The organism is Labrenzia sp. 011, from assembly GCF_003075075.1.
GTDB lineage: Bacteria > Pseudomonadota > Alphaproteobacteria > Rhizobiales > Stappiaceae > Roseibium.
In genome coordinates this window covers 219,201-245,854 of sequence record NZ_QCYM01000005.1, presented here as the reverse complement: position 1 = coordinate 245,854, position 26,654 = coordinate 219,201, and the positions used below count along the sequence as shown (strand labels likewise).

Below are 26,654 nucleotides of genomic sequence, written 5' to 3'. Positions count from 1 at the left end.
ACTCGATTGCAAGAATACTGAGGGCGTTTTCGACGCTAGTTCGGTGGCGTACGAGCATTTCAAGAAAACTATTGCTAAGAATGCAAACTGATTGGTGAGCGGATCAACGGAGGATATCATATAAGTATTTCAATTACATAAGTGTTCGCATTTTTATTAGAGTTGGTGCGCCAATTTTATATGAAACAATCAAAAACTTAACGAGACCGGATTGGCTTCTGACCGACAGGCGGCCGACCTTCGGAAGCAGCTGCGATCGAGTGCTGCACTCATGGATGCAGCTGGAAAACAAAGACGGGGATGCGATCTCATGCCCCGGTGCTTTCGCTATTCTTCGGTCGTGGGCGAAAGCACGCTCTTCGGCGGCAAGATCGCCGCTCGCTTGTTCCATCTCAATCAGATCTGTCAGCGGGACAGGGCCATAGGTAGAAGACCTCGTTGTTGCCGCGCAGGGAGTGCGGACAAGACAGGTTCCGCCAGCTGTGCCGGAAGCCGTCGAAGCTCCGGCAAGGCCCGCAGCCAGAGCCCGAATGCACGTTCTGCCAACTGCCGGCCATTGCGGCATTGCCATCCGCATGGTCTTTTTCAGGAGGCCGTACCGCTCGGTCCATCCTTCAGGGAATTCAACACCCCCGGTAAATGGGGGTGTTGATTTGAGGCGGTCTCGAGGACTTATTTCATGCCGAGCTGAACGCGGAGGGTTTCGGCAAGGTCCTTCATGGCCTTGTCCGCATCGGCCCCTTCGCTGATTTCAACCAGCGAGGCCGCGATCAGATCCGTCGCGGCAACGCCTTCCGGTCCCGGATAGGCGAACCAGGGGCCTGCATGATTGGCGATCTGGGTGTGAGCGACCAGTGCATTCGGGTTGTTTTCATAAAAGGCGCCGAGATAGCTCTTGTCCTCGATCACTTTCGCGTTTGCAGGTGCGTAGCCGGTGGTTTCAACGATGATCTTCTGGCCTTCCGGGCTGGTGACGAAGGCAATGTAATCCCAAGCGGCCTTTTGCTTTTCCTCATCGCCAGTCAGCATGACGATGCCGGAACCACCGGTCGGGAAGTAAACCTTCTCCTTGTCGGAGGTCGCGAGGGGAAGCGGCTTCACGGTCAGCTCGAACGCATCGCCCGCACCTTCCTCGAACCGGGTTTGCAGGGAGGAACTTTCGAACATGATGCCGAGCGTGCCGGCCGGAAGCGCCTGGCGGGCATCCTTGTAGGAGTAGGACTTCATGCCCGCTTCCCTGGCAAAGCGCTGGTAGAGGCCGGCAGCCGCGATACCTTCCGCGCTGTCGAACGTAATGTCGGTCTCATCCGCGTTCATCGGGCGTCCGCCGTAAGCCCCAAGAAGGGACTGGTAACGCCAGTCGTGCCGATCGATCCAGATGCCGTCGGTCGTGTCGTCAAGCGCATCGATCCTGGCCGCCAGTTCGATCACTCCGTCAAAGGTGGTCGGAAAGTTGTCCATGGATCCGCCGGCCTGCTCGACCAGATTCGGATTCACATACATGACCAGGGTGGACGCGGACGTTGCAAGCGCATGCTGCTTGCCTTCGAAGCGGCCCAGGGAGAGAAGCGCCGGCGTGTAGCCCTGCTCGGCCGGATTGTCGCCGATGAAGCCGTCGAGCGGCCGGGTCATATCGCGATCTTCCAGGATGCGCCAACGGTTGAGCCCCACATAGGCCACGTCCGGCGCAGTGCCGGCAACGGACTCGCGCAAAAGGCGCTGCACACCGTCGGCATAGCTTTCGGCCGGACCATCAAGGGTGATCCTGATCTCCGGATGCTTCTCCATGAAAGCGTCCGCAAGCGCCTTCTGGGTGTCTGCCCAGATCGTCGGTATGGCGTAGTGAACGCGAATTTCCGTTTCCTGTCCGTGGGCGGCGGTCGCTGTAAGCGCGAAAGCCGCTGCGAGAAGTACATGTCTCATATTCTTTGACTCCGTATTTATGAAGAAGTTGCACGGTTGGCTCCGCGCCTATCGTCAATTATGGCTTCAACCCTTCAGCCCCCCTGCGGCGAGGCCCTGGGTGAACTTGCGCTGCGCCAGCAGGAACGCGATGACCAGCGGCGCCGTGATGATGAGTGCGGCAGCCATGAGCGGCCCCACGTCGTCGCCGGATTCCTGATCCCGGAAATAGAGAATGCCGCGCGGCGGAGTGGCGAGATGCGGGTCGGTCGTCGCGATCAGCGGCCAGAACAGATCGTTCCAGTGGGCGGTGATTGAGAAGATCGCGAATGCTGTTGCCGCCGGCAGAGCAAGCGGAAAGGCGATACGCCAGACGATCGCGGTTTCACTCAGGCCGTCCACCCGGGCCGCATCGAAGAGATCGGGGGGCAATTGCGAGAAGAATTGCCGGAACAGGAAGATACCGAAGGCGGTCGGCACAAAGGGCAGGATCAATGCACCGTAGGAATTGAGGATACCGGCCTTGGCAAAGCCGAGGAAGATCGGGATCGCGGTAACATGAAACGGAACCAGCAGAGCGGCCAGCACCAGCCCGAAGACAAAGGTACGTCCCCTGAACCGGCGTTGGGCAAGCGCATAGGAACATGGCACGGCGAACAGGATCTGGAAGGCCAGAATACCGCCGACCACGACGAAACCATTCCAGAGGAACAGCGGCACGTCGGTTTCGGTGAGAGCGACGACGAAATTGTTCCATTCAAGCCGGGACGGCAGCAACTGGACCCTTGAACTGAAAATCTCGTCACGCGGCTTGAAGGCAAGAGACAGCATCCAGACGAACGGCAGGAGAATGACTGCAGCGCCCGCGAAAAGAAGCAATGTGGAGACCGCGCGGCTAAAGAAGGAGCGGATCATCGGTAATGCACCCTCTTTTCGACAATACGGAATTGCGCCAGCGTCAGGACCAGAAGGAAAGCGAAGAACACCATTGTGATGGCACTCGCGTAGCCTGCCTTGAAGTAGACGAAGCCTTCCCGGTAGAGCGCGTAGACGAGAGTGTCGGAGGCGAAGGCCGGCCCTCCCCTGGTCAAGGTCGCGACCGTCTCGAAGACCCGGAAGGCATTGGTTGCCGTCACCACCAGGACAAAGAGAGTTGTGGGACCGAGCATTGGCCAGGTCACGGTCGAGAATCTGGACCAGCCATGACCGGCGCCATCGACATCGGCGGCGTCGTAGAGTTCCGGCGGAATTGCGACCAGGCCCGCCAGGAACAGGACCATGTTGTAGCCGACGGTTTGCCAGATACCGATGGCGGCCAGCGTGTAGAGCACGAGTCCCCGGTCGCTGAGCCAGTCCTGAGGCGTACCGCCAAGAGAGGCAAGGGTCTGATTGACGACGCCGAGCGAAGGATGAAGCACCATCTGCCAGGCAACGGACATGGCGACCAGAGTCGCCGCAACCGGCAGAAAGTAGATCGTGCGCAGCGTATGGGAGAGCCACGGAGCCCAGGCCATCATGCGATGCAAACCGAGTGCAACCGCAAGGCCGAAGCCGACCGAGAGCGGTATGACAATCGCTACATAAGTCAGCGTGTTGGCAATCGCCCGCTGTCCGAGCGTCGACCCGAACAGCCTGGCGTAATTGTCCAGTCCGATCCAGGCAAAGCTCCCTGCACCGAACTGGTAGTCGGTAAAGGAGAGGACGGCGACGATAACCACAGGCACAAAGACGAACAGCAACATGACCGTCGTCGCCGGCCCTGCCAGCCATAGGTCGGTCAGAGCCTCGCGGCGGGCAATCGACAGGCGTCTCATGAAGTCACCTCGATCCGCTTTCCGCTCTGTCGATCGAAAAGATGCAGCTGACCTGGTTCGAAGCCGAGGCGGATCGCAGACCCAGGCGCCGGGATCGGATAATCGCCGGAGGCGATAGCCCGGATTTCCGTACCGCTTTCACAGCGCAGCCCGAGAATGATCTCCGAACCAAGATATTCGGCGGTCTCCAGTCTGGCCTCGAGTGCCCCATTCGCAGCCGGTGACAGATGTTCGGGACGAAGACCGATCACGGCCCTGTCCGCAGCAGGGTGCAGGCCATGCAGTCCATCGTCTGGAAGAAACAGGTTGATCGCGTTGTGGCCGATGAAGGTCGCCACGCCCATCGAGGCGGGCCGGCCATAGAGATCGCGAGGCGCGCCGGACTGGGCAACCTTGCCGCCGATCATGACGACGATCTGGTCGGCCATGGCCATCGCCTCTGACTGGTCGTGGGTGACATAGACGAAGGCTTTGCCGGTGCGCCGGTGCAGAGCAACCAATTCAGCACGCATCTTGACCCGCAGCCGGGCGTCGAGATTGGAGAGCGGCTCGTCGAGCAGAAACAGGACCGGATCACGCACCATGGCCCGCCCGAGGGCAACCCGCTGCTTTTGGCCACCCGACAGGCTTGAAGGCTTGCGATCGAGGAGATCGGTGAGGCCGAGCACGTCGGCTGCCTCGGAAACCTTCTTTTCAATGAGGTTTCTGGCTACCCTGCTGCCAGGGACCAGCCTTCCGACGAGCGGCATGCGGCCAAGTGACGACAGATGGCGCATGGTGAGAGGCAGCGCCATGTTCTGGAACACGGTCAAATGCGGGTAGAGCGCATAGGACTGGAACACCATGGCGACGTTGCGTTCATGGGCGGTCTTGCCGGCGACATCCTCGCCATGGAGCAAAACCCTCCCGGAAGTCGGACGATCAAGCCCGGCCATGATCCGCAACGTGGTCGACTTGCCGCATCCCGACGCCCCGAGCAGTGCAGTGAAGCTCCCCTCGGGAACGGTGATGTCGATGTCATCAAGAACTGCTGTTTGACCGAACCGGCGGGACAAACCGCGCAGTTCGAGCACCGGAGAGCGGGTCATGGCTTGCTTCGTCGCTTTTGTAAATTTGTTCACATATAGACGTGAATCGATGTAAGTTTTATGACGTCAGCACCCGGGCGAACAGGTGAGATGCGACCCGTTCGATTGCGTCAGAAGGCGTTTCCGCCATTTCCACGCCATCCACCTGAGCCGCCCCGCACATGCCGATCACGGGCTTTGAAAAGTGAAGCCCGTAAGCAACTTCCGAAAGGGTTCCGTATGACCCGCCAATGGCAACCAGCACTTCGCTGGATTTGGCGATGATCATGTTGCGCGCCTCGCTGAGGCCGGTCGCAATGGGAAGCGCAATGTAAGGATTTGCCGCGCGCCACTCATGGTCCGGAATCAGGCCGACGGAGAGACCACCGGCCTTCAGGCAGCCTTCCGCCGCCGCGGTCATGACACCCGACTTGCCGCCACAGATCATCGTGAGGCCCAGTTCAGCCAGCGCCCTGCCGACTTCCCTTGCGGCGGCGAGCTGCACATCCGTCGCCTCTCGAGGCCCTATGACACCAACCGGAAACTTGCGCATGGCCCCGGTCGTCTTCAATATGCGCAGCGCATCGACCGGGGTGACCGGCTCCGCATCAGCAGGCAGATCACCAGCAGCCCAGGTCCAGGTCCATGGATCAAGACACCCGAAGTCGCTATAGACATCATTGCCCAATTGGAAAAGTCGAGATGTGGACATTGATGTCTCTCGCCAACCGTGTAAGATAATTTACATCGATATCTGTGAGGCATGACCCTTTTATGACACTCCGGCCATCCCATTCTGAACTGAGTGACCGTCAGAAGCGCATTCTGGAGACGACGGAAAAGCAAGGTTTCGTCACCATTGAACGGCTTGCGGAAGAATTCGACGTCTCAACCCAGACCGTCCGCCGCGATATCATTTTCCTGTCGGAAGCAGGGCACTTGCAGCGCTTTCACGGCGGAGCCGGTGCAATAGGCCGTTCCGAGACCCTGAGACTGGATCACGGGCGCAAAGAACACCTTGGCGTCGCTGACAAGGAACTGGTGGCCAGAAACGCAGCGGAATGCATTTCAGATGGCGCGAGCCTCTTTCTGGACGTTGGCACAACGATGGAATTTACCGCCAGGGAATTGAACAAGCGAAACGGGCTGGCGGTGTTCACCAACAGCATACGAGCGGCTCTGGCATTTGATCCCAAGCGGCATAATGTAACCGTTCTCGGCGGCCGCATGGCGGGAAAGGATGGCTCGCTCGTCGGCGAAGAGATCATCATGGAGCTGAATGGTCTTCGTATTGACCACGCGCTGATCGCCTGCTCGGGTATCGACGCGAAAGGCCGCGTCATGGATTTCGACCTCTCGAAGATCGCGGTGAAGAAAGCGGCCATGGCCGCAGCAGACGAAAACCTGTTGCTTGCAACGCCGAGCAAGTTCAACAGGACCGCTCTTTCGACCATCGCGATGCTCTCGGACTTCAACCAGGTGATCGATGGCACCAACACCCATGGTCAGATCGGAGACCATCCGGTCCCGTCGGCCGCAAGAGACCAAAAGTCACCCTTTTGACGATCTCCAATCAGTTTCATGCCGTTCATGCACATTGCGAAACTGTCTGATTGAATAGTTCCGAATATTCTCGAAGCCTTGGGGTAATGTCCGGAGTTTCTCATGCATTTTCAGGTTGAGACGGGCCCCTTTGTCGTTCCGGAAGGACGCAAGGGGTGGCCAGGCCTGCCGGTTTCATCGAAGACGGGCATGGACGAAACGCTGACCTGTTACAGCTTTCCGGACAGCAATTGACGCAAGATCCGGACGGACAATACCCTGGCGCGGAACATCAAGGAGATCCGGCGACGCACGCCGGTTGTCGGCGCATTTCCCGACCACCAGTCATGCCTGAAGCTGGCCACGGCCAGGTTCAGGCATATTGCCGCCGGCGAATTCCGGAACCGGGCACCCGGCTAGAGAAACGACACCTTGCCCGTGGCGATCTCGTACATGCCGGCCACGGCATCAAGCTTGCCGGCGGCGGCGGCTTCGGACAGGATCGGCCCTTCGGACAGCGCCCGCGCGGCGTTGAGCCGGGCGTTCTGGGCGGTGGCTGCCGCCAGCAGGTCGTCCGGCGACTCATCCATCACGTCATAGACTGCGGGGCGAATGGCATTGACCAGGCTGGGCAGATGGCCTGGCGGCAGTTCCCTGTCCGCAATCGACTTGATCGTCGCGTCAACGGCGCCACACGAGGTATGCCCGAGAACCACGATGGTCTTTATGCCCAGCACGGCCACGCCGTATTCAAGTGTCGCCAGACCCTCTTCGCTGATGAAATTGCCGGCCACACGCACCACAAAGAGTTCTCCCGGACCCTGATCGAAAATCAACTCCGGGGCCACGCGCGAATCCGAACAGCTGACGATGGCGGCAAAGGGCTGCTGTCCTTCGGCCCGGCTGGCGCGCGTCAGCGAGTGGTCCGTATTGATAGCGGCATTGGCCACATAGCGTGCATTGCCATCGATCAGGCGTTGCAGTGCCTCTTCTGGCGAAGCCGGTGCAACCGCACTGGTCTCCTGGGCGAAAGCCTGTGTGGCCAGCGGCGTTGCTAGCGACAGGGCCAGCCCCCCCGCGATCAGTCCACGACGGCTCACGGTTTTGGCATTGCAATCTTCACACATGCATTTCTCCTCATCTCCAGTAGAGAGACCTTCAATCTTCTATTGTCAGGTACAAATTTTTCATCATCTCGCCGGCCCCGCATACGCCCGTGCCCCGGGAAAATTGGCCGTCACGTCGATAACTCCTGCCAGGAGCATCCAACCGGACCGGTTTTGGATCAACTGCAGCTTGCCGCCCCCTTACAAATTCCACGCGGCTCCGGCCCGGGTAGACACTCCCCCGCCCTCACCGCGGCGCCCGGTCGGCAACCAACACCGTCAAGAGCGCGCGAATGTGCCCATGTGGATACCCTGATGGCGCCGGTTCCCAACATGGCAAGAGATCCCCGGCCGAACAGCATGCCGGAACGGAGGCCGAACGCGTCAGTCTCTTCGCCTACCTGACAAGCATCACGCTGAAACTAGAGCCCGAAACGCGGCGCCGCTATCCGAAATCTGCAAAAATGATCCCGGCCGGCATCGGGCGTCACATGCGCCGCGTCAGTGTCGCGCTCGGCGCTTCTTCGAAGATCTGCTTGTAGTCGCCAGCGAAGCGGCTGAGATGCAGAAAACCGAACCGCATGGCGACTTCTGTCACCGTCGTGTCTTGCGGATTTCCGGCGAGCAATGTCGTGCGGACCAGGTTCAACCGGCAGCGACGAAGATAGGCCTGCGGTGACATGCCGACATAGTCCTGGAACGCGTAGTGCAACGCGCGTTCCGAGACGGCCAGTGACACACAGATATCGACGATGGAAGGCACCTCATGGTTCGCCAGATGCCCTTCCACGAACTCCCGGGCCAGACGACAAACCCGCATGGCGCGAGAACGGGCGAGGGGCGGCCGGCGCCTTGCGTCATCCTCGGGGGTGGCGGTCGCAATGCGCAGCGCAGTCTGGAGAACAATGTCCCGCATGCTGGCGGGGTCAAGACCCTGGCCCCTTCTGCTCGCGGCTTCGGCAACGCCAATCCATCGCTCCAGAGCGCCCTTCAGCTCAACCAGTTGCCTTGACTGAAACTGCGACACCTGCCGCTTCGGCTGTTCCCATGCCCTTGGATTCAACGCACGAGCGGCGCCGACAAACTCGGACTGGGAGAAACTGACATAGGCCGTTTGCATGCCCGGAGGCACATAAATGTCGAATTCGGTTCGCTCCGGGATGAAGAAAACGCTGTTTACGCCACTGGCCGAGTGGTCGGAAAATCGGAAGGCCGGGTCCTGCGTGCAGTAGGAGATGGTGCAAAAATCTTCCGGAGTGATGCCAAGTTTCTGGATCGCCGCAAACTGCTGCTCCCGCACGACCTGCACGCGCCCGAGGTCGAGACTATCCATCTGCGATACCTGCTTGCCACGGCTGAGCTGGTAGCACTCCATGGCAACCCAGGGCTGCATGGCCGCTTGCGTCGCGGCACTCTCGATGATCGTCGAACGCAATCCGCTGAAGCTTGTGGCAACCTCCCCCGCAGCAAGCGACGCGTCGCATTTGCTCACTGTGGGTTCTTCTTGCGTTTCCGTCATCGTCGCCGTCTTCTCCTGCGTCCAGGGAATTGCATTTTGCCCGCGACACCGGCGGGATGCTACCAGAACCGGAAGGCCGCGCCAGACGCAAGGCCCGAGTTTCCACCGTCCCGGTCCTCTTCGCGCCCAAAGCGGGCAGCCTGATCTGCCCGCTGAAAGTTCCGCCTCTCAAATGCGTCTGTTCCCGATTGAAAGAAACAGACGATGACGCGGCCCAGGTTCCGCGACGCCCCCTTCCAGAATTCCCTTCTTGTCAGGCACACAGGAATTAAATATAAGCTCATTCGCGCATATATGCGAATGATAATTGCCAGGCAGAAGGAAAGGCAAATATGCAGGACAACCCATGGACGGTCGCCCTCTACGAGTTTCTTCATGTAGGGGGCGCGCTGGTGGCAATCATCGCCGTCATTTCCGTGTTGACGGGGATCGTTCGGGAATACATTCCCCAGGACAAGCTCCAGAAAAAGCTTGAAAAGCATGAGCGTCGCGGTCCGTTGCTCGGCGCGCTTCTCGGAACGCTCACGCCCTTTTGCAGCGCCTCCATGGTTCCGGTGGCAATGGGCATGGTCGAAATGGGTGCCTCGGTGGGGACAATCTTCGGCTTCCTGATCTCGGCGCCATTGTGCAATTTCGTCGTCGTCGGTCTGATCCTGGTAACCTTCGGCCTGAAGGTCACCCTGATTTACCTGGCCGTGACCCTGGGGGGGGCGATCCTGGCGGGCTATCTGGTCGGCTTCACATCTCTGAACCATGCGGTTCGGCGTGACATAAGCCCAGCGACAGGCAGCTGCGGTGGCGCCCAGGCCGCCAGCTGCAGCCCCTCCGCCGCGGCCCTCGCCGTTGGGTGCGGCGATGCCACGGTGGTGGACTGCGATGCACCGGCGGTGCCAACATGCGGCGGCCCGGCGCCCTCAACGGCGCATGACCGCCTGCCTCATGGCGAACGTCTTCGCGCATCCCTCCCCTTCGCCTGGGCCCTCTTCAGGAAAATCATCCCGTATGTGCTCGTCGGCGCCGTCATCAGCGCCCTGTCGGCAGCCTTTCTTCCTGCTGAAGTGGTCGAGAAATACGTGGGAGGCGACAGCTGGTATGCGGTCCCCGTCGCCGCAGTCATCGGCGTCCCGCTGTATCTGCGGATCGAAATGGCCCTTCCCCTGCTTCAGGTGCTGATTGCCAAGGGGATGAGCATGGGCGCGGCCATGTCTCTGCTGATCGGCGGCACCGGCGCCAGCCTGCCGGAAATTGCGATCATCTCGTCGATTCTCAAACCCAAGGCGGTGATCGCCTTCGTGGTCACGGTGGTTGCAATGGCCATGGTGGGAGGAGGCATATTTCTTGTCGTTTCCTGACGCTACAGCACGCAAGGTCCGCAACCCCTGCGCAACAGGCCCGTATCGGCCTGTTGCGGTGCGGCGCCGTCCATCACGTCCTTCAGGCCCTTCAGACAACGTGAAATGGCACGACATGAAAAGCTCGCCGGTAAAAAAACTGCTCAGCCTGTGTCCCTACACGCAACTTTGGCGCACCCTGCGGCGCATGGCGGTGGAACGGCGGCTGCCACATTCGGCGCAGGCCGGAGCCTCTATCGCCCTTCTGGGCCTGTGCTGCCCTTTCTTCTGGATCGCCCTGCTGAGCGGGGCGAGCAGAGCGGAACTGGTATTCCATGCGTGCCACTCGGCTGTCGTATTCTTCATCGGCGTCTTGTTACTGCTGGTGGGCGCGGCTAAATACGATGGAGCCGACGACAGCTAGGTGGCCTCGCGACGGTCGCGGCGACCAAACAGTCCCGAGAGAGAACGGATGGACGATCGTTTTGTTGAAGCGTTGAAGGCTCTGGCCGAGCCCAACCGGCTGCGGTTGTTCTGGCTGCTTGTGCAGATTGACGAGCGGGTCTGCGTTGCCGAGGCGATGGATGTGCTTGGCGAGACCCATTACAATGTCTCGCGAAATCTGAAAATCCTGCAGAAGGCCGGTCTCGTGCGGCCTGAGAAAGACGGAAAATGGGTCTTCTACACCCTCCGGAAAGAAAGCGATGCCTTCAGCCGCACACTTCTGGAGTTGATCAGGACCATTCCCCCGCATGAGTTCGACGACGAAATCAAAAGATGCCGCATGCGTCTGAACCTGCGAGAAAACGGGCGCTGCGTGGTTGGGGCCGGCAGCCAGGAATGGCAGGACCTGCTATCCTGATGACAGGCCCACGCGGAGCCTACCCCTGCTCTGCCAATCTTCCACCCCCGGGATAGAGATCTACGCAGCGAGAGGGATTCTACCTCAGGCACAGAATGACATGATGGGTTGTACCGGGTTTGTCACATTGTATTCATCGAGGCAGGCTGGCGGCAGTGACTCTCTCATAGCAATCACATGCATGGCGCTGCAGGATGTTTCTATTCAAAATAGATACCTTGCCGCGAGAATAGGTAATTGCTCCAGACTTTAGAAGAACTGAGCAAGCTTGGCTGATTGTAGCCCGGCGCATTCCCAGAACTTCGGATATGGCTTTCTGCGTGAGCGGGAAGTCCTCTCCGTCCTGGCGATCATATGCATGAAGAAGCCAGCGGCTGACACGCTGCTCTGCCGAATGCAGGGCGTTACAAGCCACAGTCTCCATTAGCTGAATAACCTGGGCTCTTGAGTATCCGAGCATCACGTCGCGCACGCATACAAATCTTTGCATGGCTTCATCCAGATCCGACATAGCCAGCCATGATGCATATCCGGGTACGCGCACAACTGTCCTGCTCGTGGAAATGAGCCCACCCATCGGGTAGGTAAAGCCAAGAAACCCTTCATTCCCGATACTGGTTTTTTCGACGCTGCGCCCCTCACTCATTTCCGACATAAGGGAAAGAATGCCGGCATGTGGAAAAATGGCGTGAGTAAAGCCTTGTGACTTATCATAAAGCACACACCCGGCCTCCAGTTGACGGGTCTCCATACGAGCTGCAAGGAATGCTTGTGCCTCTGGTCGAGTGGCACGGATCACGCGGTTCCTGAAAGGGGGCTCTAAGTGGCTACTCATGACGGGATGAGTATTTCCCCGACCATTTCAAGCCCACGATATAAAATCGTTAATCCACAGTTAACTTTTATTATGTACGTATTCGTACTTATAAATAGGGCGCATTGCTAGTCAATGCAGTCCGGTCGTTCGAGAGGCGAACCGACAATAAACGGCGCGGTAAATCACACCGTTCATTAACGGAGAACCTTTCGACCTACCGGTGAAGGGGCACCGTGTGTGCCCACGAGGCTTGGTGCATACTGAAGTATAATGATGTCTGACGCTCCCGCTTTTGCGAATACCATTTTCTCAGATGCGCCTGTTGGCATGATGGCGCGCGATCACCGAAAGACGGCTACCGCCGCAGAAGGCGTCGAGACACAGGAGCAATTGCGCTTTCTCGAAAGCCTTGGGGGCGTTATCGGCCAGCTTCTACTGTCAGCGAGCCCCTGACTTCACAGTACACCGACAATTTCTTGCACCGGACAGTCAAGGCTCTCCCCCGACTTGGTCGCGGGCTGAAGAATAAATACTACACAGACGTAATACACACATTCCCTTGCGTTAAGAGGATGCAATGCAAAATCAGGAAAATATTCAAAACCGCCTTACATTTCATCGACTGGATGAAGCGACAGCGGAAATTCTCCGCTCGGAAAGCAAGATCGTGCTGGAAGCCCTTTCCGGAGCGCTCGACGCATTTTACGATCATGTAAAATCCTTTCCCGAGACGCGAAAATTCTTCAAGGATGATGCCCACATGGAAAGGGCGAAAAATGCGCAAATCAGACACTGGTCCCTTATAACTGCCGCGCAATTCAACGAAGACTACGAAAACTCCGTGCGCACGATCGGTGAGGTGCACAATCGGATCGGATTGGAACCAAGCTGGTATCTCGGCGGTTACAGTTTCCTCGTGACGTCACTGAATGAACATATCCTCAAGACGATGGCAGGGCGCGGTCTTGGCCGTATTTCCGTATCCCGAAATCGGGAACGGGCTTCACGGTTGCAGACGGCCATTACCAGAGCCGCCATGCTGGATATGGATATCGCCATCTCCGTTTATCTCGAAGCCGGGAGTCGCGACCGCGAAGAAACCCTGAATCGGCTCGCTTCCGAATTCGACCGGCGGGTGGGTGGCATCGTCGCTTCGGTAGCCGCATCCGCAACGGACATGCAATCGGCTTCGCAATCCCTGTCTTCAGCTGTCGAGGAGGCAATTGTCCAGTCGGCGGCCGTGTCCGCAGCGTCTGAAGAAACCACGAGCAATGTAAAGACTGTAGCAACAGCAGCAGACCAGCTCGCGGCTTCGGTACAGGAGATCGCCCGACAGGTTTCCGATTCCACGAATATCAGTTCCGCAGCTGTCGAGGAGGCCCAGCAAATGAACGAGAAGGTTCAGTCCCTGTCTGCGGCGGCCCAGACAGTCGGCGAAGTTGTCAAATTGATCAACGACATTGCCGAACAGACCAATCTTCTGGCACTCAATGCTACCATTGAGGCTGCCAGAGCCGGAGAGGCCGGCAAAGGGTTTGCGGTTGTGGCCTCCGAAGTGAAACAGCTGGCAACCCAAACCGCGAATGCAACGTCCGATATTTCAGCTCAGATCTCCGCCATTCAGAATGTAACCGACGAAGCGGTTGGCGCGATCCAGCGGATCGGTGAAACGATAGACAAGATGAACGATATATCGACGGGCATCGCCACCTCCGTAGAGAAACAGGACAAGGCAACGCAGGAAATTGCACAGAATGTCACGGATGCAGCCTTGGGCACTCAAGATGTTTCCAGCAACCTGTTCGGCGTCAACAAGGTTACAGAAGAGACCGGGAAAACCTCAGCCAAAGTCCTTGAAACCGCGAGTCAACTCGCTGGACAGGCAAGCGGGTTGAAGAACGAGGTAGCCGAGTTTATCCGTTCGATCAGGGCCGCGTAGCAGCCCCGGCAATAAACATATCAACGAATGGCGCCCATTACGGAAGAGAGCCATTTTCGAAGCCTGTAAAAATCCGGGCACGCGAATAAATCCGCAAGCAGATCCCTCTGTTTCTGCTTGCGGGATTTTCAAGATCCAATTAATTTTTACATCTGATCGTCACTGATAGTTCTTGATAATATTCAAGGGCACGACCTGCCAGTCTCATCATGGATGCCTGCCACATTCGAAACCGCAAATAGCTTCATATTTGCAGGCGGCCTCAGAGATCAATCGCACCTCAGCTGTCAGACAACGGCTCCGTGGTTTTCGCACTTCTCTGCGTAGAGCGGGGCATGCCTATGCCTTATCGGCTGGTCCATTTGCCAGCGGCTACATGCTTCAACCTGGCCGCAGTCAGGTTCGGCAGAACTGGTCATCGGGAGGGCGTGGCCCGCTGACGCACATGTCGTTGTGTAGCTCGACATGAAAATGCCGGCGCCTGACATCGCCCCAATCTCTGCCGCACCCCGCGGAAATCACGCCGGACGGGTTTGCGCATGGGGTCGTACCCACTGAAACCATTCGGCTTTACCCGATCAGGATCCACAAAACCGCAGCACACGTCTCGGTACGTTGACTCTTTCAATATATCTACATACGATCTGCAAAGTTCAAAAAAACCACATGTGTTCGGCTGATGACAGACAGTGATACCACCGGAAGCAGAAGACCCTACTCGATCGGCCATGCCGCGAAGATGACCGGCGTCGCCGTCTCGACCCTGCGGTCCTGGGAACAGCTCGGTCTTATCAAGCCGCACAAGTCCGCAAGCGGTCACAGATCCTTCACGACAGAAGACCTTGACCGCATCCGCAAGATTGAACAGATGCGCCGCGTATCGGGCATGAGCCTGTCCAGCATCCGCCGGACATTCGATCAGGACGCCGAAGAGGCCACCAGTGCCGCTCCGGCGAAAGCCGAACGGCAGAAGATCGATTACGACCGGATCGGTGAGAGCGTGCGCACCATGCGCAAGGAGGCCGGCCTTTCGCTGCGGGAGCTGTCGGATCTGACGGAGATCGGCGTTTCGCACCTGAGCATGTTCGAGCGCGGAGCCGCCTTCCTGTCGCCGGCGCGCCTGAACGCCATCGCCGCTGCCTTCAACCGCTCCGTCGTGGAACTGCTTGGCGGAACCAGTCACAACGACATTCCGATCGTGCGAAAAGGCGGCGGTCGTGTCGTCAGCACTTTCAGCCCGGGCGTTTCGATCGAACAGCTGACCGTTGCCGAAAGGCTCATGGACGTCGAGGTCTGGACAATCGAGCCGGGCCGGGAAAGCGACGGCTTCTACTCTCACGAGGGCGAAGAGCTTCTCTATGTTCTCGACGGTCAACTGGAAGTCACCCTCTGCGGGCGGGAGCCGGTCACCATCGGCGCCGGCGACAGCGCCTATTTCGACAGCCGTATCGATCACCGCTGGCACAACACGGGCACCTGCAATGCGGTGATCCTCTGGGTCAACACGGACGTCGAACGGCTCGGAACGATGCATTTCGAGCGTCGTGGCCGCCGGCTCGAACTCGGCACCTCCAGCGGCAGCGGCCTTGGCGAAGGCGGTCTGAACATCGACCTTCCCAGCAATTCGGAGACCTACCGCGTTCTGGAAACGCATACCGCCGGGCATCCGACGCGCATACTGATCGAACCCCTGAAGGATCTCGCCGGGTCAACGGTCGCCGAAAGGCGCCAGTCCTTCATGGACAGACACGACCATCTTCGCGCGATGCTCCTGCAGGAACCGCGCGGACACGTCGGGTCCTTCGGCCTGGTGCCAGTCCCTTCTCAAGTCGCGGATTTCGGCGCCTTTTTCATTACCTCCTACGGCTATCCAGACTTTTGCGGCCATGCGGTCATCGGCTATGCGAAGGCCCTCGACGCCCTCGGCCAGCTGAATGGCAAGACCCGCTTTTCCGTCGAGGTTCCCGGCGGAACAATCGAACTGGAACGGGGCGCCACCCCCGATACGCTTCACCTCGCCCTTCCGGTGACAAGTGTCCAGAAAGAGCCAGTCAATGTGGAAATCGACGGCCGGATCGTACCGGTCCGCCTGACCTATGGCGCCAACACGCATGCGGTCATCGATGCGAGCCATCTGGGATGGTCCGTCACCACGGACATGCTGCAGACAATGCTGGCCGCGGCCATGACCGTGCGTGAAGCGCTGTCCGCGTCGTCCGCGCCTCAGCCGGAAAAGCTCGATTCCGTCCTGTTCTGTCAAACCGTGGCCGGCGGCCCGGAGCGCATCTTCCTGGCCATCGACCGGCAGCGGTATGACCGCTCCCCCGGTGTGGGCGGCGTCGCTGCGCGTATGGCTGTCCTTTGCGAAGAGGAGCGCATGGCGCCGGGAGACACTCTCGAAGCGGAAAGCATTTTCGGCGGACGCCTCAATGGCACCTGCCTCCGGATCGCAGAGACGGCGGAAGACCGTCCTGCCTACGCCCCGACGATTTCGGGGCGCGCGCATCTCAACGGAATGTCGACCCTCATTCTTGAGCCCGACGATCCGCTGAGAAGCGGTTTCCTTTGACCTGGGAATTCCCTCCAAACCTTCCAAAGGTGAGATCAATGAAAGAAAAAATCCATCATCACGTGTTCAGTGCCCTCGCAGCATTTGTCATCCTGTGTGCCGCAGCACTCCAGCCGGCTTTCGCTGCGGATCCCAACACGGTTCTCGACCGCATTCGTGACAGCGGCGAACTGCGCGTTCCGGTCATGGTCGGCGAAGAGCCCGGCTATGTCCGCGACCGCGACAGCGGCGAATGGGGCGGCTTCTACATGGAATGGGCCAATGAAATCGCCGGCCTTCTCGGCGTGAAAGCCGTTCCCGTGGAAACCACCTGGGGGAACCTTGCCGCGGACTTCCAGGCCAAGAAGATCGACATCGCCTTCGGTCTGAACCCGAACCCGCAGCGCGGCCTCGTCGTCGACTATCTGAGCGTTCCGCTGTTCACCGACGCCTGGGCGATCGTGACCAAGCCGGGCTTCGACAAGACGAGCTGGGCCGAACTGAACGATCCGTCCGTGAAACTCGTCGTTCAGAAGGGTGGCACGATGCAGGTCGTCGCCGAAGCCCTGACGCCGAAAGCGGAAAAGATCGTCGTAGAGGAACGCCCGCTCGGCGTGCTTGAAATGCAGGCCGGCCGCGCCGACGCCATGGTTCTTGCCATCTTCGACGCGGTCCAGGTCGCGAAGCAGATCGACGGCGAGATCATCCTGCCGACCCCGATGCTGCGGAATCCGGCAACCATCGGCCTTGCACGCGAGGAAGGCAACGAAGGCTACCAGAACTGGCTGACCAACTGGGTCAACCAGCAGCGCGCTCTCGGCCTGGCCCAGGGCAAGCTGCACAAGGCCTTCGAGGAGCACGGAATCGATCTGTCGATGCTCCCGAACGAATTCAGCTTCTAGGAAACGAGACGACTGCCGGGAACTTCGGTTCCCGGCCCCTTTGCAGAACAAGAAACGTGGCGGAGTAAAACCATGTTCGACTGGTCGGTCATTACCCAGAACGTCGATCTGATCCTCAAGGGGCTCGCGATCACGCTCTACTACACCGTCGTGACAACTGTGCTCGGTCTCGTCATCGGTCTCATTGTCGCTCTGGCGCAGCTTGCAAAGATCGGCGTCATCCATTGGAGCGGCCGAATTTTCGTGGAATTCTTCCGCAATGTGCCGCTGCTGGTCTGGCTCCTTTGGAGTTACTACGCGCTGCCGATCTTTCTCGACCTCAACATCACCAAGCAACTTGCCGGCATCCTGGCGCTCAGCCTCTACGGCGCGGCCTATTACGCCGAGATACTGCGTGCCGGCATCCAGTCCCTGGACAAGGGACAGAGCGATGCGGCCAGGGCGCTCGGCATGTCGACCGGACAGGCGATGCACCGCATCATCCTGCCTCAGGCCTTCCGGCGGATGATCCCGCCGCTTGCCGGCCAGACCATCATCCAGATGAAGAACACGACCCTTCTGTCCGTGATCACCGTTCCCGACCTGCTCTATCAGGCCGGCTACATCTCCTCCTTCACGTACAGGCCGATGGAGGTCTACACGGCCGTCGGCGTGGTCTTCCTGGTCATCCTGATCCCGTCGAACTATCTGGCGCGCAAGCTGGAGACTCATAACTCATGAACATGACCAGCAAGAAGGAAGGCCAGTCCCTGGTCTCCGTCAGAGGCCTGTCCAAATCCTTCGGTGCCCACCAGGTCCTGCGCAATATCGACCTTGACGTCCATGAAGGTGAAGTCGTCGCCCTGCTCGGCTCGAGCGGGTCGGGCAAGACGACACTGCTGCGCTGTATCAATCTGCTCGAAATGCCCGACTACGGCGAGATCGAGATCGCAGGCAATCCGATCTTCAAGTGCAGCGGCGAAGGCCAGACCCGTTCCAGCATCTCGCAGAAACAGGTCAATGCCCTTCGCTCTCGCGTCGGCATGGTGTTCCAGCACTTCAATCTGTTTCCGCACATGAGCGTGCTCGGCAACGTGATGGAGGGCCCGCGCACCGTCCTGAAGGAGAAGCCGGCGGAAAACCGGGAGCGCGCGCTCGACTATCTGGCGAAGGTGGGGATGAGCGATTTCGCCGAACGCCGGCCCGACAGGCTTTCGGGCGGCCAGAAGCAGCGCGTCTCGATCGCCAGGGCCCTGAACATGCGCCCGAAGGTCATGCTCTTCGACGAGCCGACCTCCGCACTCGACCCGGAACTGGTTGGCGAGGTTCTCGAAACCATGATGACGCTGGCCAAGGAAGGCATGACGATGATCGTGGTGACGCACGAACTGGGCTTCGCCCTCGAGGTTGCGGACCGGGTCGTCTTTCTCAACGAAGGCTGCGTCGAGGCGGATGGACCGCCCGGCGACGTACTGCTGCATCCAGAAAACGAACGGGTCCAATCCTTCGTGAACCGTTTCCACGCCACAGCGGAACTCATGCGTCCCCTGCTGCAGGAAAGCTAAGCAAAACAAGCGAGAAAAACATGTCCAAGATTAACTGGAAGGGCATTCACAGTGTCCTCGTGAGCCCCTTTTTGCCTGATGGATCCATCGACTACGCCCGTTTCGCCGAGCTGGTGGAGACCAATATCGCCAATGGCGCCGACGGCGTGATCGTGTGCGGCAGCACCGGCGAATTCTACACCATGACTGTCGAGGAGCGGGTCAGGTTGTTCAAGGCGACCGTCGATGCCGTCAAGGGCCGTGTCCCCGTGATCGCCGGCGTTTCGGACCTTCAGACCGATATCGTCCTCGAGCTTGTGAAGGCTGCGAAGGAAACCGGTTGCGACGGCATTCTTGCCCTGCCTCCGATCTATGCAAAGCCGGATCTGCGGGAAACGGAACAGTTCTACCGGCGCATCGCGCAAGCAAGCGAATTGCCGGTCATGCTGTACAACAGCCCTGCGCGCATCGGCGTGAACCTGACACCGGATTTCGTCGCCAGCCTCGCGGACATTCCGAACGTGGTCGCGATCAAGGACTCCTCCGCCGACATCCAGCAGGTTACGGAACTGTGCACGAAGGTGAAGGACAAGCTGGCCGTCTTCGTCGGTTACGAGACAATGATCCGGTCGGCCCTTCCCGTCGGCTGCGTGGGCGTGGTCGCCATGGCGCACCAGCTCTCCGGCAAGCTCGTGCGCAGCTACTTTGACGCCTGCGTGGCTGGCGACGCCGCCACTGTCGACGCTCTGGAGCCGGCCCTTTTCGGCATCTACCGCTGTTTCAAGGCGGGCAGTTTTTATGCCGGCATCAAGGCGGTGATGAACGAACTCGACCAGCCGGTCGGCATTCCGCGCGAACCGCTGCTGCCCTTCTCCGATGCCCAGCTCGAGAGCGTCCGCACCATTCTCGGGACCGCGAAGGTCCGCGAAGCGATCGCTTCGGTGGAGTAGATCATGCGCAGTTCCAGAATTATCCAGGGAATAGACTCCCACACCGCCGGCTGCCCGCTGCGCCTGATCACGTCCGGCTTCGGACCGATTCCGGGCAAGACGATGGTCGAAAAGCGCGCGAACCTCATGACGCGTGACTGGCTTCGCCAGCTCGTGCTGTTCGAACCGCGCGGCAGTTTCAACATGCCCGCGGCCGTCCTGACGGAAGCCTGCTCCGAGGATGCCGATATCGGCATGATCATTCTCGAGCCCGATACCTATCCGCCCATGTGCGGTCATTGCGCCATGGCCGTTGCCACGATTGCGGTGGAGGCCGGCTATGTGGATGCCGAAGAGGGGGAAACCCTCATTCGTCTGGACACGCCGGCAGGCGTCGTCCCGGCCAGGGTCCTGGTGGAAGGCGGACGCGCCGTCTCGGTGACGCTCGAGATGCCGGCAAGCTTTCTCTACAAGAAAGACATCCTTGTGGAGACGACGAGCTTCGGCAAGGTGCGGGCGGACATCGCTTTCGGCGGCGATTTCTATCTCATCGTCAAGGCGTCGGACCTCGGTCTGGAAATTCACCCGGACCGGGCCTGGGAGATCGTTTCGGCCGCGGCCGAGTTGCGTGACGGGCTCAAGGATCATCCGGTCCAGCACCCCACTCTGGAGCACGTGAACGAGATCTACCAGATCGAGATCGTTCAGGACGGCGACGGCGAAGCAACCGACGGCAAGAATGCCGTCGTCTGCCCGCCGACCGTCATCGACCGCTCTCCCTGCGGCACCGGCACGGCCTCGCGCATGGCAATGCTGAGCGCCAGGGGCGACCTGAAGGTCGGCGACACCTTCCGGCACGCCGGTATCCTCGACACGGTCTTCAAGGGACACATCACGGGCGAGGCCATGGTGGGAGACCTTCCGGCCATCACCTGCACGGTGACCGGTTCGGCCTATGTCACCGGCACATTCAACTTCTTCCTCGACCCCAACGACCCCTTCCCCGCCGGTTTCCGGTTGACCGGGGTCTGAACGGACAAAGGAGCATACCCATGTCCAACGATTTCAATCCGGACAACGTCGGCCTGACAGCCGCCCATCTGATCGGCGGCGAACGGATCACCACCGGCGACGACCTGGCGGTGCATCGCCCGTCGGACGGACTTGCCACGAAACCGATTCCGGCAGCCGACGAGGAGACGGTCCACCGTGCCGTCGAGTCTTCTGAGAAGGCTTTCAGGACAAGCGGATGGGCGCAGGCCTCCCCGATGGACCGGGCAGCCGTGCTGCACAAGTGGGCCGACCTGCTGGATGCCAACCGGGAGCGCATCGCACGCATCGAGGCGGTCTCCTCCACCCGTCCGATCGATGACCTCCTTGCCCGGGACCTCGTGCGCGCCGCCGGTGCCCTGCGCTACTTCGCCGAGTGGGCAGACAAGGTCGAGGGACAGGTCTTTGCCGGAAAGGCAGGGGCAACCACCTTTGCCAAGCCGGAGCCCTATGGCGTTGTTGCGGCGATCGCTCCTTTCAATTTTCCCGCCATCAACGCCATCTGGAAGTCGGCGCCGGCACTTGCGGTCGGCAATGCCGTCGTCCTGAAGCCCTCCGAGGCGACCCCCTATTCCGCGGTCGCGATCGCCGAACTGGCCCTGGAGGCGGGTCTGGCCCCGGGCCTGTTCAACGTGGTTCTGGGAGGGGGCGCGACGGGCTCCGCATTGGTCCGCCATCCGCTTGTGCGCAAGATCACCTTCACCGGTTCGTCGGCCACGGGTGCCCGTGTCATGGCCGATGCCGCCATGAGCGGCACCAAGCCGGTGACCCTGGAACTGGGCGGCAAGACGCCCCAGCTCGTAATGCGCGACGTGCACGACGTGGACGCGGTGGCGACCAACATCGCCAACGGCTTCCTGGCCAACTCCGGCCAGGTCTGTACAGCCGGCAGCCGCCTCATCGCCCCGCGGAACCTGCGCGACCAGCTTCTGGAAAAGATCATCGCCATAGCAAACGGCCGCCGGGCCGGTCCGACCTGGGCCAGCGGCAACACGCTGCCGCCGATCATCAACGAGAAACAGGCGAAACGCATCGACGACATGATCGCACAAACCGTGTCTGACGGTGCCGAAGTCATCTTCGGCGGAAGCCGGGTCGCCGAGATCAACAGCGGCGCCTACTACCAGCCGACCATTCTCGCCAATGTCCCGGACACTTCCGTCGGTTTCACGGATGAGTTCTTCGGACCGGTCCTCTCGGTCTACGACTATGAGGACGAAGACGAAGGCATCGCTATGGCGAACCACCCGACGTACGCACTCGCCGCCAGCGTCTACACCGACGATCTCAACAAGGCGATGAACCTCCCCGACCTGCTGGAAGCCGGGACAGTCTGGGTCAACGCTCACGGCCGCCAGCCGGACTTCTATACGCCGCAGGGCGGGTTCAACGGTTCGGGTTTCGGCAAGGAAATGGGGCGCAGCGGGTTGGAAAGTTTCCTGCGCCGCAAGACCGTTCTGGTCAACCATGGCGGATAAGGCAATGCAGCAGACCTTCGACTACATCATTGTGGGCGGCGGTGCGGCCGGCAGCGTTCTTGCGAGCCGGCTGTCCGAAACCTCGGCATTCAAGGTGGCCCTGATCGAGGCCGGTCCGGACACCCCTCCCGGCGAGGAGCCGGACGACATCCTCGACGCCTATCCGATCGTTGCCTATTTCAACCGGTCCTATCACTGGCAGAACATCAAGGTTCACCTGGACGATCCGAAATCCGTCAAACAGGACAAACGGCGCTACGAACAGGCGAAGGTGATGGGCGGCGGCACTTCCATCAACGGCCAGTTCGCCTTCCGCGGCCTGCCCTGGGACTACGATCACTGGGCAGAGCAGGGCGCCACGGGGTGGGACTGGGAAGGCGTGCTGCCGTATTTGCGCAAGCTTGAAACGGATCTCGACTATCCGGACCACGACCTCCACGGCGACAGCGGTCCGATGCCCCTGCAGCGGATCAAGGAGGAAGACTGGTCACCGTTTTCCAAGGCCGCAGCCGAGGCCTTGTCCCGTCAGGGTGAAAGGAACATCCAGGATCATAACGGGTGCTTCGAGGACGGTTATTTCCCGATGACCATGAACAATGTTGCGGGAAAACGGGTTTCGGCTGCCAGAGCCTATCTGACGGCCGACGTGCGCAAGCGCGAAAACCTGACGATCTTTCCCCGCAGCGAAGTTCGCGAAGTGCTATTCGAGGGCAACCGGGCCTGCGGCGTCAAGCTGACGGGCGAGCGCGGCGAGACGGTCCTGAAGGCCCGGGAAATCATTCTCTCGGCAGGCGCCCTGCAATCGCCGGCCGTCCTCATGCGCGCCGGGATCGGACCGGCCGACCATCTGAGGGAGCTCGGCATCGAGGTTCGGGCCGACCGGAAGGGCGTCGGGCAGAACTTGCAGGACCATCCGATGGTTGCCCTGGCCGCCTATCTGCCGAAGGAATCCCGTCTTCCGCCGACCATGCGCCGGCACATCCAGATGGGGTACCGCTACTCGTCCGGCCTCGATCGGACGACCCCGGGCGACATGTTCGTGCTGGCGTCCAACAGGGCGGCCTGGCATCCGCTCGGTCGCCGGCTCGCCTCGATGCTTGTCTGCGTCAACCGGCCCTATTCGACCGGCTACGTGAAACTGCAGGACAAGGATCCGTCCACCGGACCGGACATCAATTTCCGGCAGCTTTCGGACGAGCGGGATCTCAAACGCCTCGAGGACGGCATGCAGCGGCTTTTCCGGATCATAGAGGATCCGGCGATGAAGAAAGTCGTTCGCGAAGTCTTCCCGGCCACATTCTCCGAGCGGGTGCGCAAGCTCGGTGCCGTGAGCAAGACGAACTGGTTCCTGACGCTGGTTGCAGCCCTGGTGATGGGAACCGGTTCGTTTTCGCGCAAGTTGATGATCGAGAATGTCATCGTTCCGGAAGTCGATCTCCAGGGCCTGAAGAACTCGGAGAACATGCTGCGGTCCTGGATCATGGACAATGCCTGCGGCAGCTGGCACGCGAGCGGCACCTGCCGGCTCGGGGAGACCGGCGACCCCATGGCCGTCGTGGACAGTTCCGGGAAGGTAATCGGCGTGGAAGGCCTCAGGGTCGTCGACGCATCGATCATGCCTTCCGTCATCAGCGGCAACACGATGATCACCACCATCATGGCGGGCGAGAAGGTCGCCGATGCCATAAAGAACGGGGCCTGATTTCCCATGTCGACGACGCGCAGGCTGACGACGGTCGACAGCCATACGGCAGGTCACCCCACCCGTGTCATCACGGGTGGGGTGCCGCCCCTCGAGGGCGATACCGTTTCGGAGAAATACGCCTGGTTCCAGGACAATCTCGACGAACTCAGACCCTTGCTGCTGCACGAGCCACGCGGCCATTCCGCCATGGTGGGAGCCGTCATGACAGGCAGCCAGGTCGCCGACTTCGGAGCCTTCTTCCTCGGCTCCTACAACTACCTTCCCATGTGCGGGCACGCGACGATCGGTCTGGCGGCGACGCTGGACTACCTTGGCCTGGTGTCACCGGACGAAAACGGCCGTGCGGCCTTCTCGCTGGAAGTGCCCGCCGGCATCGTGGACCTGGCCCTGACCTATGACGGCAACCGCCTGATCTCCGCAAGTTTCGCCAATGTGCCGGCCTTCGTGGCAGCGCAGAATGTTCGCATCCCGGCGCTGGAGATGCCGCTCACCTGCGACATCGCCTATGGCGGGAACTGGTACGCGCTCGTCGAGGCGGATGCGGCAGGCGTCTCGCTGGAGCCTTCCGGCGTAACGGCCGCCCTGGCACTCGGAAGCCGGATCAAGGCGGAAATCAATGCCCTGATCGATCTCGGCCGGATCCCGAATGCCGGCGAACATGTTCACAGTGTCCTGTTCTATCGCACGTCCCGCGAAGCCGGTCTGCTCGTGAGCCGTCAGCTTGTCGTTCTTGCGGCCAACAAGTTTGACCGTTCCCCCTGCGGCACCGGCACCTCCGCGCGCCTGGCACAACTTATCGGGCTTGGCGAGATCTCCAGCGGCGAACGCATCCGGTCAAGAAACATCCTCGATGTCGATTTCTCCGCACTCGCCAGGCCGCTCGAACAGGCCGGTCCCGGCGCCGCACCGATGTACCGGCCGTATATCGAAGGCCTCGCGCATATCACCGGCCAGCACACTTTCATTCGAACCGAAAACGACCCTCTGCCGATCGGCTTTCTCTGCCGATGACGGATGGATCTGACCAAAGGAGTCAAGCAAACATGTATGACGAAAAGATCGAACTTCTGATCGACGGCAAATTCCGTCAGGCGAGCGACAATCGCACCTGCGACCTGATCAACCCGGCCACCGAAGAGGTGCTGGCACAGGTTCCGCTGGCGAGCGATCAGGATCTTGCAGAGGCAACAGCCGCCGCCCAGCGCGGTTTCAAGGTCTGGAAGGCAATGACCGCCATCCAGCGCTACGAGATTCTCATGAAGGCGGCCGCGCTGATCGAGGCCCGCAAGGACGCCATCGGCCGGACCCTGACGCTGGAAAACGGCAAGGCGCTCGGCGAAGCCGTTCCGGAAGTCCAGTTCGCCGCCGATGCGACCCGCTGGTACGCGGAAGAAGGCAAACGCGCCTACGGCCGCATCATCCCCGCCCGCATGCCGGGTGTGCGCCAGATGTCTCTGCGCGAGCCTGTCGGACCCGTCGTGGCGTTTGCGGCGTGGAACTTTCCGGCCAGCAACGTGATCCGAAAGATCGCCGGTGCGCTTGGTGCGGGGTGCTCCATCGTCGTGAAACCGGCCGAGGAAACCCCGGGAACCGCCGTCGCGATGGCCCGCTGTTTCCAGGAAGCCGGCGTTCCCGACGGCGTGCTGAACGTCGTCTTCGGCGACCCCGATCATGTCTCCAGTACACTTCTGGCTTCGCCTGTCTTCAGGAAGGTCACCCTGACCGGATCAACGGCGGTCGGCAAACTGCTGCAGAAACGGGCCGCGGAAACCCTCAAGACGAGCACCATGGAACTGGGTGGCCATGCTCCGGTGATCGTTCATGAGGATGCGGACCTGGAACATGCCGTGAAAACCCTCGTGACTTTCAAGTTCCGCAACGCGGGGCAGGTCTGCACCTCGCCGACGCGCTTCTTCATTCACGAAAGTCTCTACAGCGACTTCATCGCGGGTTTCGTGGACCTCGCCGGCAAGATCGTTGTCGGCAACGGACTGGACGCCGGCACGCAGATGGGACCGATGATCGCCGAACGCCGTCTCGACGTCATGGAAGGCTTCGTCGAGGATGCCGTTTCGAAGGGAGCCGAAGTGGCCCTCGGCGGAAAGCGCAAGGCGAACAGGGGCTTTTTCTTCGAACCGACCGTGCTGACGAATGTTCCCGAAGATGCCCGGATTCTCTCGGAAGAACCGTTCGGACCAATTGCGCCGCTGCTGAGCTTTTCTTCCTTTGACGAGGTGATTGAACGCGCCAATTCCCTTCCCTACGGTCTGGCGTCCTTCTGCTTCACGCGCAGCGGAACCCTGGCGGCACGGACGGAAGAAGCGCTGGATGCGGGTCTGGTCGGCGTCAACCACATGGCCGTGTCCACGCCGGAAACACCGTTCGGCGGCGTCAATGAATCCGGCTTCGGATCGGAGAGCGGGGCAGAAGGCCTCGAGGCCTTCCAGCGCACGAAATTCGTCACCGAGTTCGCGCTTTAAAGCCTGTTGCGTTCAGGCGCACTCATGGATTGAGGAGAAGACCCGAGACGGCATTTGCAGTGCGGATGCAATCGGGCGCCCCCCTGAATTCAGCCTGGCGCGACATGCTACCGGCATCTGCCAGTGGCACACCCTGGAAA

At 60.3% G+C, this 26,654-nt stretch carries 24 protein-coding genes and 1 pseudogene; 17 read left to right on the top strand and 8 right to left on the bottom strand.

Annotated elements, in window-relative coordinates:
- Positions 1-672: 672 nt before the first annotated feature.
- The 5 genes from DCO57_RS08540 to DCO57_RS08520 all read right to left on the bottom strand — a co-directional run bounded on the left by DCO57_RS08540 (position 673) and on the right by DCO57_RS08520 (position 5,495).
- Positions 673-1,923, bottom strand: coding sequence for an ABC transporter substrate-binding protein (locus tag DCO57_RS08540; protein ID WP_116698457.1), 1,251 nt, complete (start codon positions 1,921-1,923; stop codon positions 673-675).
- Between the two features lie 66 nt (positions 1,924-1,989).
- Positions 1,990-2,817: a carbohydrate ABC transporter permease gene (locus tag DCO57_RS08535; protein ID WP_116698456.1), complete on the bottom strand. Its 828-nt coding sequence runs from the start codon at positions 2,815-2,817 to the stop codon at positions 1,990-1,992.
- On the bottom strand, positions 2,814-3,716 hold the full coding sequence (locus DCO57_RS08530; RefSeq protein ID WP_116698455.1) for a sugar ABC transporter permease: 903 nt from the start codon (positions 3,714-3,716) through the stop codon (positions 2,814-2,816). Before DCO57_RS08530 ends, DCO57_RS08535 begins: the two co-directional genes overlap by 4 nt.
- Positions 3,713-4,804: an ABC transporter ATP-binding protein gene (locus DCO57_RS08525; protein ID WP_116698454.1), complete on the bottom strand. Its 1,092-nt coding sequence runs from the start codon at positions 4,802-4,804 to the stop codon at positions 3,713-3,715. The genes DCO57_RS08530 and DCO57_RS08525 overlap by 4 nt, the downstream gene beginning before the upstream one ends.
- Before the next feature lie 58 nt (positions 4,805-4,862).
- Positions 4,863-5,495: a TIGR00725 family protein gene (locus tag DCO57_RS08520; RefSeq protein ID WP_116698453.1), complete on the bottom strand. Its 633-nt coding sequence runs from the start codon at positions 5,493-5,495 to the stop codon at positions 4,863-4,865.
- Between the two features lie 62 nt (positions 5,496-5,557).
- Between DCO57_RS08520 and DCO57_RS08515 the strand changes: the two genes are divergently transcribed.
- The 3 genes and pseudogenes from DCO57_RS08515 to DCO57_RS23905 form a co-directional block, all read left to right on the top strand.
- Complete coding sequence (locus tag DCO57_RS08515) at positions 5,558-6,346, top strand: DeoR/GlpR family DNA-binding transcription regulator (protein WP_116698452.1); 789 nt, start codon at positions 5,558-5,560, stop codon at positions 6,344-6,346.
- Positions 6,347-6,448: 102 nt separating this feature from the next.
- On the top strand, positions 6,449-6,580 hold the full coding sequence (locus DCO57_RS24060) for a hypothetical protein (RefSeq protein WP_279629132.1): 132 nt from the start codon (positions 6,449-6,451) through the stop codon (positions 6,578-6,580).
- Positions 6,563-6,685: pseudogene (locus tag DCO57_RS23905) on the top strand (transposase); the annotation flags it as partial. The gene DCO57_RS24060 and the pseudogene DCO57_RS23905, both read left to right, overlap by 18 nt.
- 56 nt (positions 6,686-6,741) lie before the next feature.
- On the opposite strand, the gene DCO57_RS08505 reads toward DCO57_RS23905, so the two are convergent.
- Both DCO57_RS08505 and DCO57_RS08500 read right to left on the bottom strand, forming a co-directional pair.
- Positions 6,742-7,452, bottom strand: coding sequence for a carbonic anhydrase (locus tag DCO57_RS08505; RefSeq protein WP_116698451.1), 711 nt, complete (start codon positions 7,450-7,452; stop codon positions 6,742-6,744).
- Between the two features lie 466 nt (positions 7,453-7,918).
- A complete protein-coding gene (locus DCO57_RS08500) occupies positions 7,919-8,950 on the bottom strand; it encodes a helix-turn-helix domain-containing protein (RefSeq protein ID WP_116698450.1) in 1,032 nt (343 codons plus the stop codon).
- A 332-nt stretch (positions 8,951-9,282) separates the two neighbouring features.
- On the opposite strand from DCO57_RS08500, the gene DCO57_RS08495 reads away from it, so the two are divergent.
- Genes DCO57_RS08495 through DCO57_RS08485 form a run of 3 tightly spaced genes read left to right on the top strand, consistent with a single transcriptional unit; the run spans position 9,283 to position 11,143 of the window.
- The gene (locus tag DCO57_RS08495; protein WP_116698449.1) at positions 9,283-10,302 is read left to right on the top strand and encodes a permease; all 1,020 of its coding nucleotides are present in this window, start codon (positions 9,283-9,285) and stop codon (positions 10,300-10,302) included.
- The gene (locus tag DCO57_RS08490) at positions 10,289-10,705 is read left to right on the top strand and encodes a hypothetical protein (RefSeq protein WP_133192644.1); all 417 of its coding nucleotides are present in this window, start codon (positions 10,289-10,291) and stop codon (positions 10,703-10,705) included. The genes DCO57_RS08495 and DCO57_RS08490 overlap by 14 nt, the downstream gene beginning before the upstream one ends.
- Before the next feature lie 48 nt (positions 10,706-10,753).
- On the top strand, positions 10,754-11,143 hold the full coding sequence (locus tag DCO57_RS08485) for a metalloregulator ArsR/SmtB family transcription factor (RefSeq protein WP_116698447.1): 390 nt from the start codon (positions 10,754-10,756) through the stop codon (positions 11,141-11,143).
- Positions 11,144-11,276: 133 nt separating this feature from the next.
- On the opposite strand, the gene DCO57_RS08480 is transcribed toward DCO57_RS08485, so the two are convergent.
- Positions 11,277-11,942, bottom strand: coding sequence for a Crp/Fnr family transcriptional regulator (locus DCO57_RS08480; RefSeq protein WP_205756109.1), 666 nt, complete (start codon positions 11,940-11,942; stop codon positions 11,277-11,279).
- Positions 11,943-12,537: 595 nt separating this feature from the next.
- Between DCO57_RS08480 and DCO57_RS08470 the strand changes: the two genes are divergently transcribed.
- The 11 genes from DCO57_RS08470 to DCO57_RS08420 all read left to right on the top strand — a co-directional run bounded on the left by DCO57_RS08470 (position 12,538) and on the right by DCO57_RS08420 (position 26,514).
- Entirely contained in the window at positions 12,538-13,899 is a 1,362-nt protein-coding gene (locus DCO57_RS08470; RefSeq protein WP_116698444.1) for a globin-coupled sensor protein, read from the top strand.
- A 679-nt stretch (positions 13,900-14,578) separates the two neighbouring features.
- A complete protein-coding gene (locus tag DCO57_RS08465; protein ID WP_116698443.1) occupies positions 14,579-16,468 on the top strand; it encodes a proline racemase family protein in 1,890 nt (629 codons plus the stop codon).
- A 38-nt stretch (positions 16,469-16,506) separates the two neighbouring features.
- Positions 16,507-17,349, top strand: a complete 843-nt coding sequence (locus tag DCO57_RS08460; protein WP_116698442.1) for a transporter substrate-binding domain-containing protein — start codon at positions 16,507-16,509, stop codon at positions 17,347-17,349.
- 72 nt (positions 17,350-17,421) lie between these two features.
- A complete protein-coding gene (locus DCO57_RS08455; protein ID WP_116698441.1) occupies positions 17,422-18,069 on the top strand; it encodes an amino acid ABC transporter permease in 648 nt (215 codons plus the stop codon).
- Complete coding sequence (locus DCO57_RS08450) at positions 18,066-18,893, top strand: amino acid ABC transporter ATP-binding protein (RefSeq protein WP_279629130.1); 828 nt, start codon at positions 18,066-18,068, stop codon at positions 18,891-18,893. The genes DCO57_RS08455 and DCO57_RS08450 overlap by 4 nt, the downstream gene beginning before the upstream one ends.
- A gap of 20 nt (positions 18,894-18,913) precedes the next feature.
- On the top strand, positions 18,914-19,822 hold the full coding sequence (gene dapA, locus DCO57_RS08445; RefSeq protein ID WP_116698440.1) for a 4-hydroxy-tetrahydrodipicolinate synthase: 909 nt from the start codon (positions 18,914-18,916) through the stop codon (positions 19,820-19,822).
- Positions 19,823-19,825: 3 nt separating this feature from the next.
- The gene (locus tag DCO57_RS08440; protein ID WP_116698439.1) at positions 19,826-20,833 is read left to right on the top strand and encodes a proline racemase family protein; all 1,008 of its coding nucleotides are present in this window, start codon (positions 19,826-19,828) and stop codon (positions 20,831-20,833) included.
- Between the two features lie 20 nt (positions 20,834-20,853).
- Positions 20,854-22,329, top strand: a complete 1,476-nt coding sequence (locus DCO57_RS08435) for an aldehyde dehydrogenase family protein (protein WP_116698438.1) — start codon at positions 20,854-20,856, stop codon at positions 22,327-22,329.
- Positions 22,330-22,333: 4 nt separating this feature from the next.
- Positions 22,334-24,031 (top strand): GMC family oxidoreductase N-terminal domain-containing protein, encoded by a 1,698-nt coding sequence (locus DCO57_RS08430; protein WP_116698470.1) that lies wholly within the window; start codon positions 22,334-22,336, stop codon positions 24,029-24,031.
- 6 nt (positions 24,032-24,037) lie between these two features.
- Positions 24,038-25,045 (top strand): proline racemase family protein, encoded by a 1,008-nt coding sequence (locus tag DCO57_RS08425; protein WP_116698437.1) that lies wholly within the window; start codon positions 24,038-24,040, stop codon positions 25,043-25,045.
- Positions 25,046-25,077: 32 nt separating this feature from the next.
- Positions 25,078-26,514: an NAD-dependent succinate-semialdehyde dehydrogenase gene (locus tag DCO57_RS08420; RefSeq protein ID WP_116698436.1), complete on the top strand. Its 1,437-nt coding sequence runs from the start codon at positions 25,078-25,080 to the stop codon at positions 26,512-26,514.
- Positions 26,515-26,654 lie beyond the last annotated feature (140 nt).

Excerpts from the sequence above, each read along its gene's own strand:
- DCO57_RS08465 (WP_116698443.1), top strand. The coding sequence starts at position 14,579 with ATGACAGACAGTGATACCACCGGAAGCAGAAGACCCTACTCGATCGGC.
- DCO57_RS08470 (WP_116698444.1), top strand. The coding sequence starts at position 12,538 with ATGCAAAATCAGGAAAATATTCAAAACCGCCTTACATTTCATCGACTG.
- DCO57_RS08495 (WP_116698449.1), top strand. The coding sequence starts at position 9,283 with ATGCAGGACAACCCATGGACGGTCGCCCTCTACGAGTTTCTTCATGTA.
- DCO57_RS08455 (WP_116698441.1), top strand. The coding sequence starts at position 17,422 with ATGTTCGACTGGTCGGTCATTACCCAGAACGTCGATCTGATCCTCAAG.
- DCO57_RS08425 (WP_116698437.1), top strand. The coding sequence starts at position 24,038 with ATGTCGACGACGCGCAGGCTGACGACGGTCGACAGCCATACGGCAGGT.
- DCO57_RS08500 (WP_116698450.1), bottom strand. The coding sequence starts at position 8,950 with ATGACGGAAACGCAAGAAGAACCCACAGTGAGCAAATGCGACGCGTCG.
- DCO57_RS08435 (WP_116698438.1), top strand. The coding sequence starts at position 20,854 with ATGTCCAACGATTTCAATCCGGACAACGTCGGCCTGACAGCCGCCCAT.
- DCO57_RS08440 (WP_116698439.1), top strand. The coding sequence starts at position 19,826 with ATGCGCAGTTCCAGAATTATCCAGGGAATAGACTCCCACACCGCCGGC.
- DCO57_RS08505 (WP_116698451.1), bottom strand. The coding sequence starts at position 7,452 with ATGTGTGAAGATTGCAATGCCAAAACCGTGAGCCGTCGTGGACTGATC.
- DCO57_RS08520 (WP_116698453.1), bottom strand. The coding sequence starts at position 5,495 with ATGTCCACATCTCGACTTTTCCAATTGGGCAATGATGTCTATAGCGAC.
- DCO57_RS08530 (WP_116698455.1), bottom strand. The coding sequence starts at position 3,716 with ATGAGACGCCTGTCGATTGCCCGCCGCGAGGCTCTGACCGACCTATGG.
- DCO57_RS08540 (WP_116698457.1), bottom strand. The coding sequence starts at position 1,923 with ATGAGACATGTACTTCTCGCAGCGGCTTTCGCGCTTACAGCGACCGCC.
- DCO57_RS08535 (WP_116698456.1), bottom strand. The coding sequence starts at position 2,817 with ATGATCCGCTCCTTCTTTAGCCGCGCGGTCTCCACATTGCTTCTTTTC.
- DCO57_RS08430 (WP_116698470.1), top strand. The coding sequence starts at position 22,334 with ATGCAGCAGACCTTCGACTACATCATTGTGGGCGGCGGTGCGGCCGGC.
- DCO57_RS24060 (WP_279629132.1), top strand. The coding sequence starts at position 6,449 with ATGCATTTTCAGGTTGAGACGGGCCCCTTTGTCGTTCCGGAAGGACGC.
- DCO57_RS08515 (WP_116698452.1), top strand. The coding sequence starts at position 5,558 with ATGACACTCCGGCCATCCCATTCTGAACTGAGTGACCGTCAGAAGCGC.
- DCO57_RS08460 (WP_116698442.1), top strand. The coding sequence starts at position 16,507 with ATGAAAGAAAAAATCCATCATCACGTGTTCAGTGCCCTCGCAGCATTT.
- dapA (WP_116698440.1), top strand. The coding sequence starts at position 18,914 with ATGTCCAAGATTAACTGGAAGGGCATTCACAGTGTCCTCGTGAGCCCC.
- DCO57_RS08420 (WP_116698436.1), top strand. The coding sequence starts at position 25,078 with ATGTATGACGAAAAGATCGAACTTCTGATCGACGGCAAATTCCGTCAG.
- DCO57_RS08485 (WP_116698447.1), top strand. The coding sequence starts at position 10,754 with ATGGACGATCGTTTTGTTGAAGCGTTGAAGGCTCTGGCCGAGCCCAAC.
- DCO57_RS08525 (WP_116698454.1), bottom strand. The coding sequence starts at position 4,804 with ATGACCCGCTCTCCGGTGCTCGAACTGCGCGGTTTGTCCCGCCGGTTC.
- DCO57_RS08450 (WP_279629130.1), top strand. The coding sequence starts at position 18,066 with ATGAACATGACCAGCAAGAAGGAAGGCCAGTCCCTGGTCTCCGTCAGA.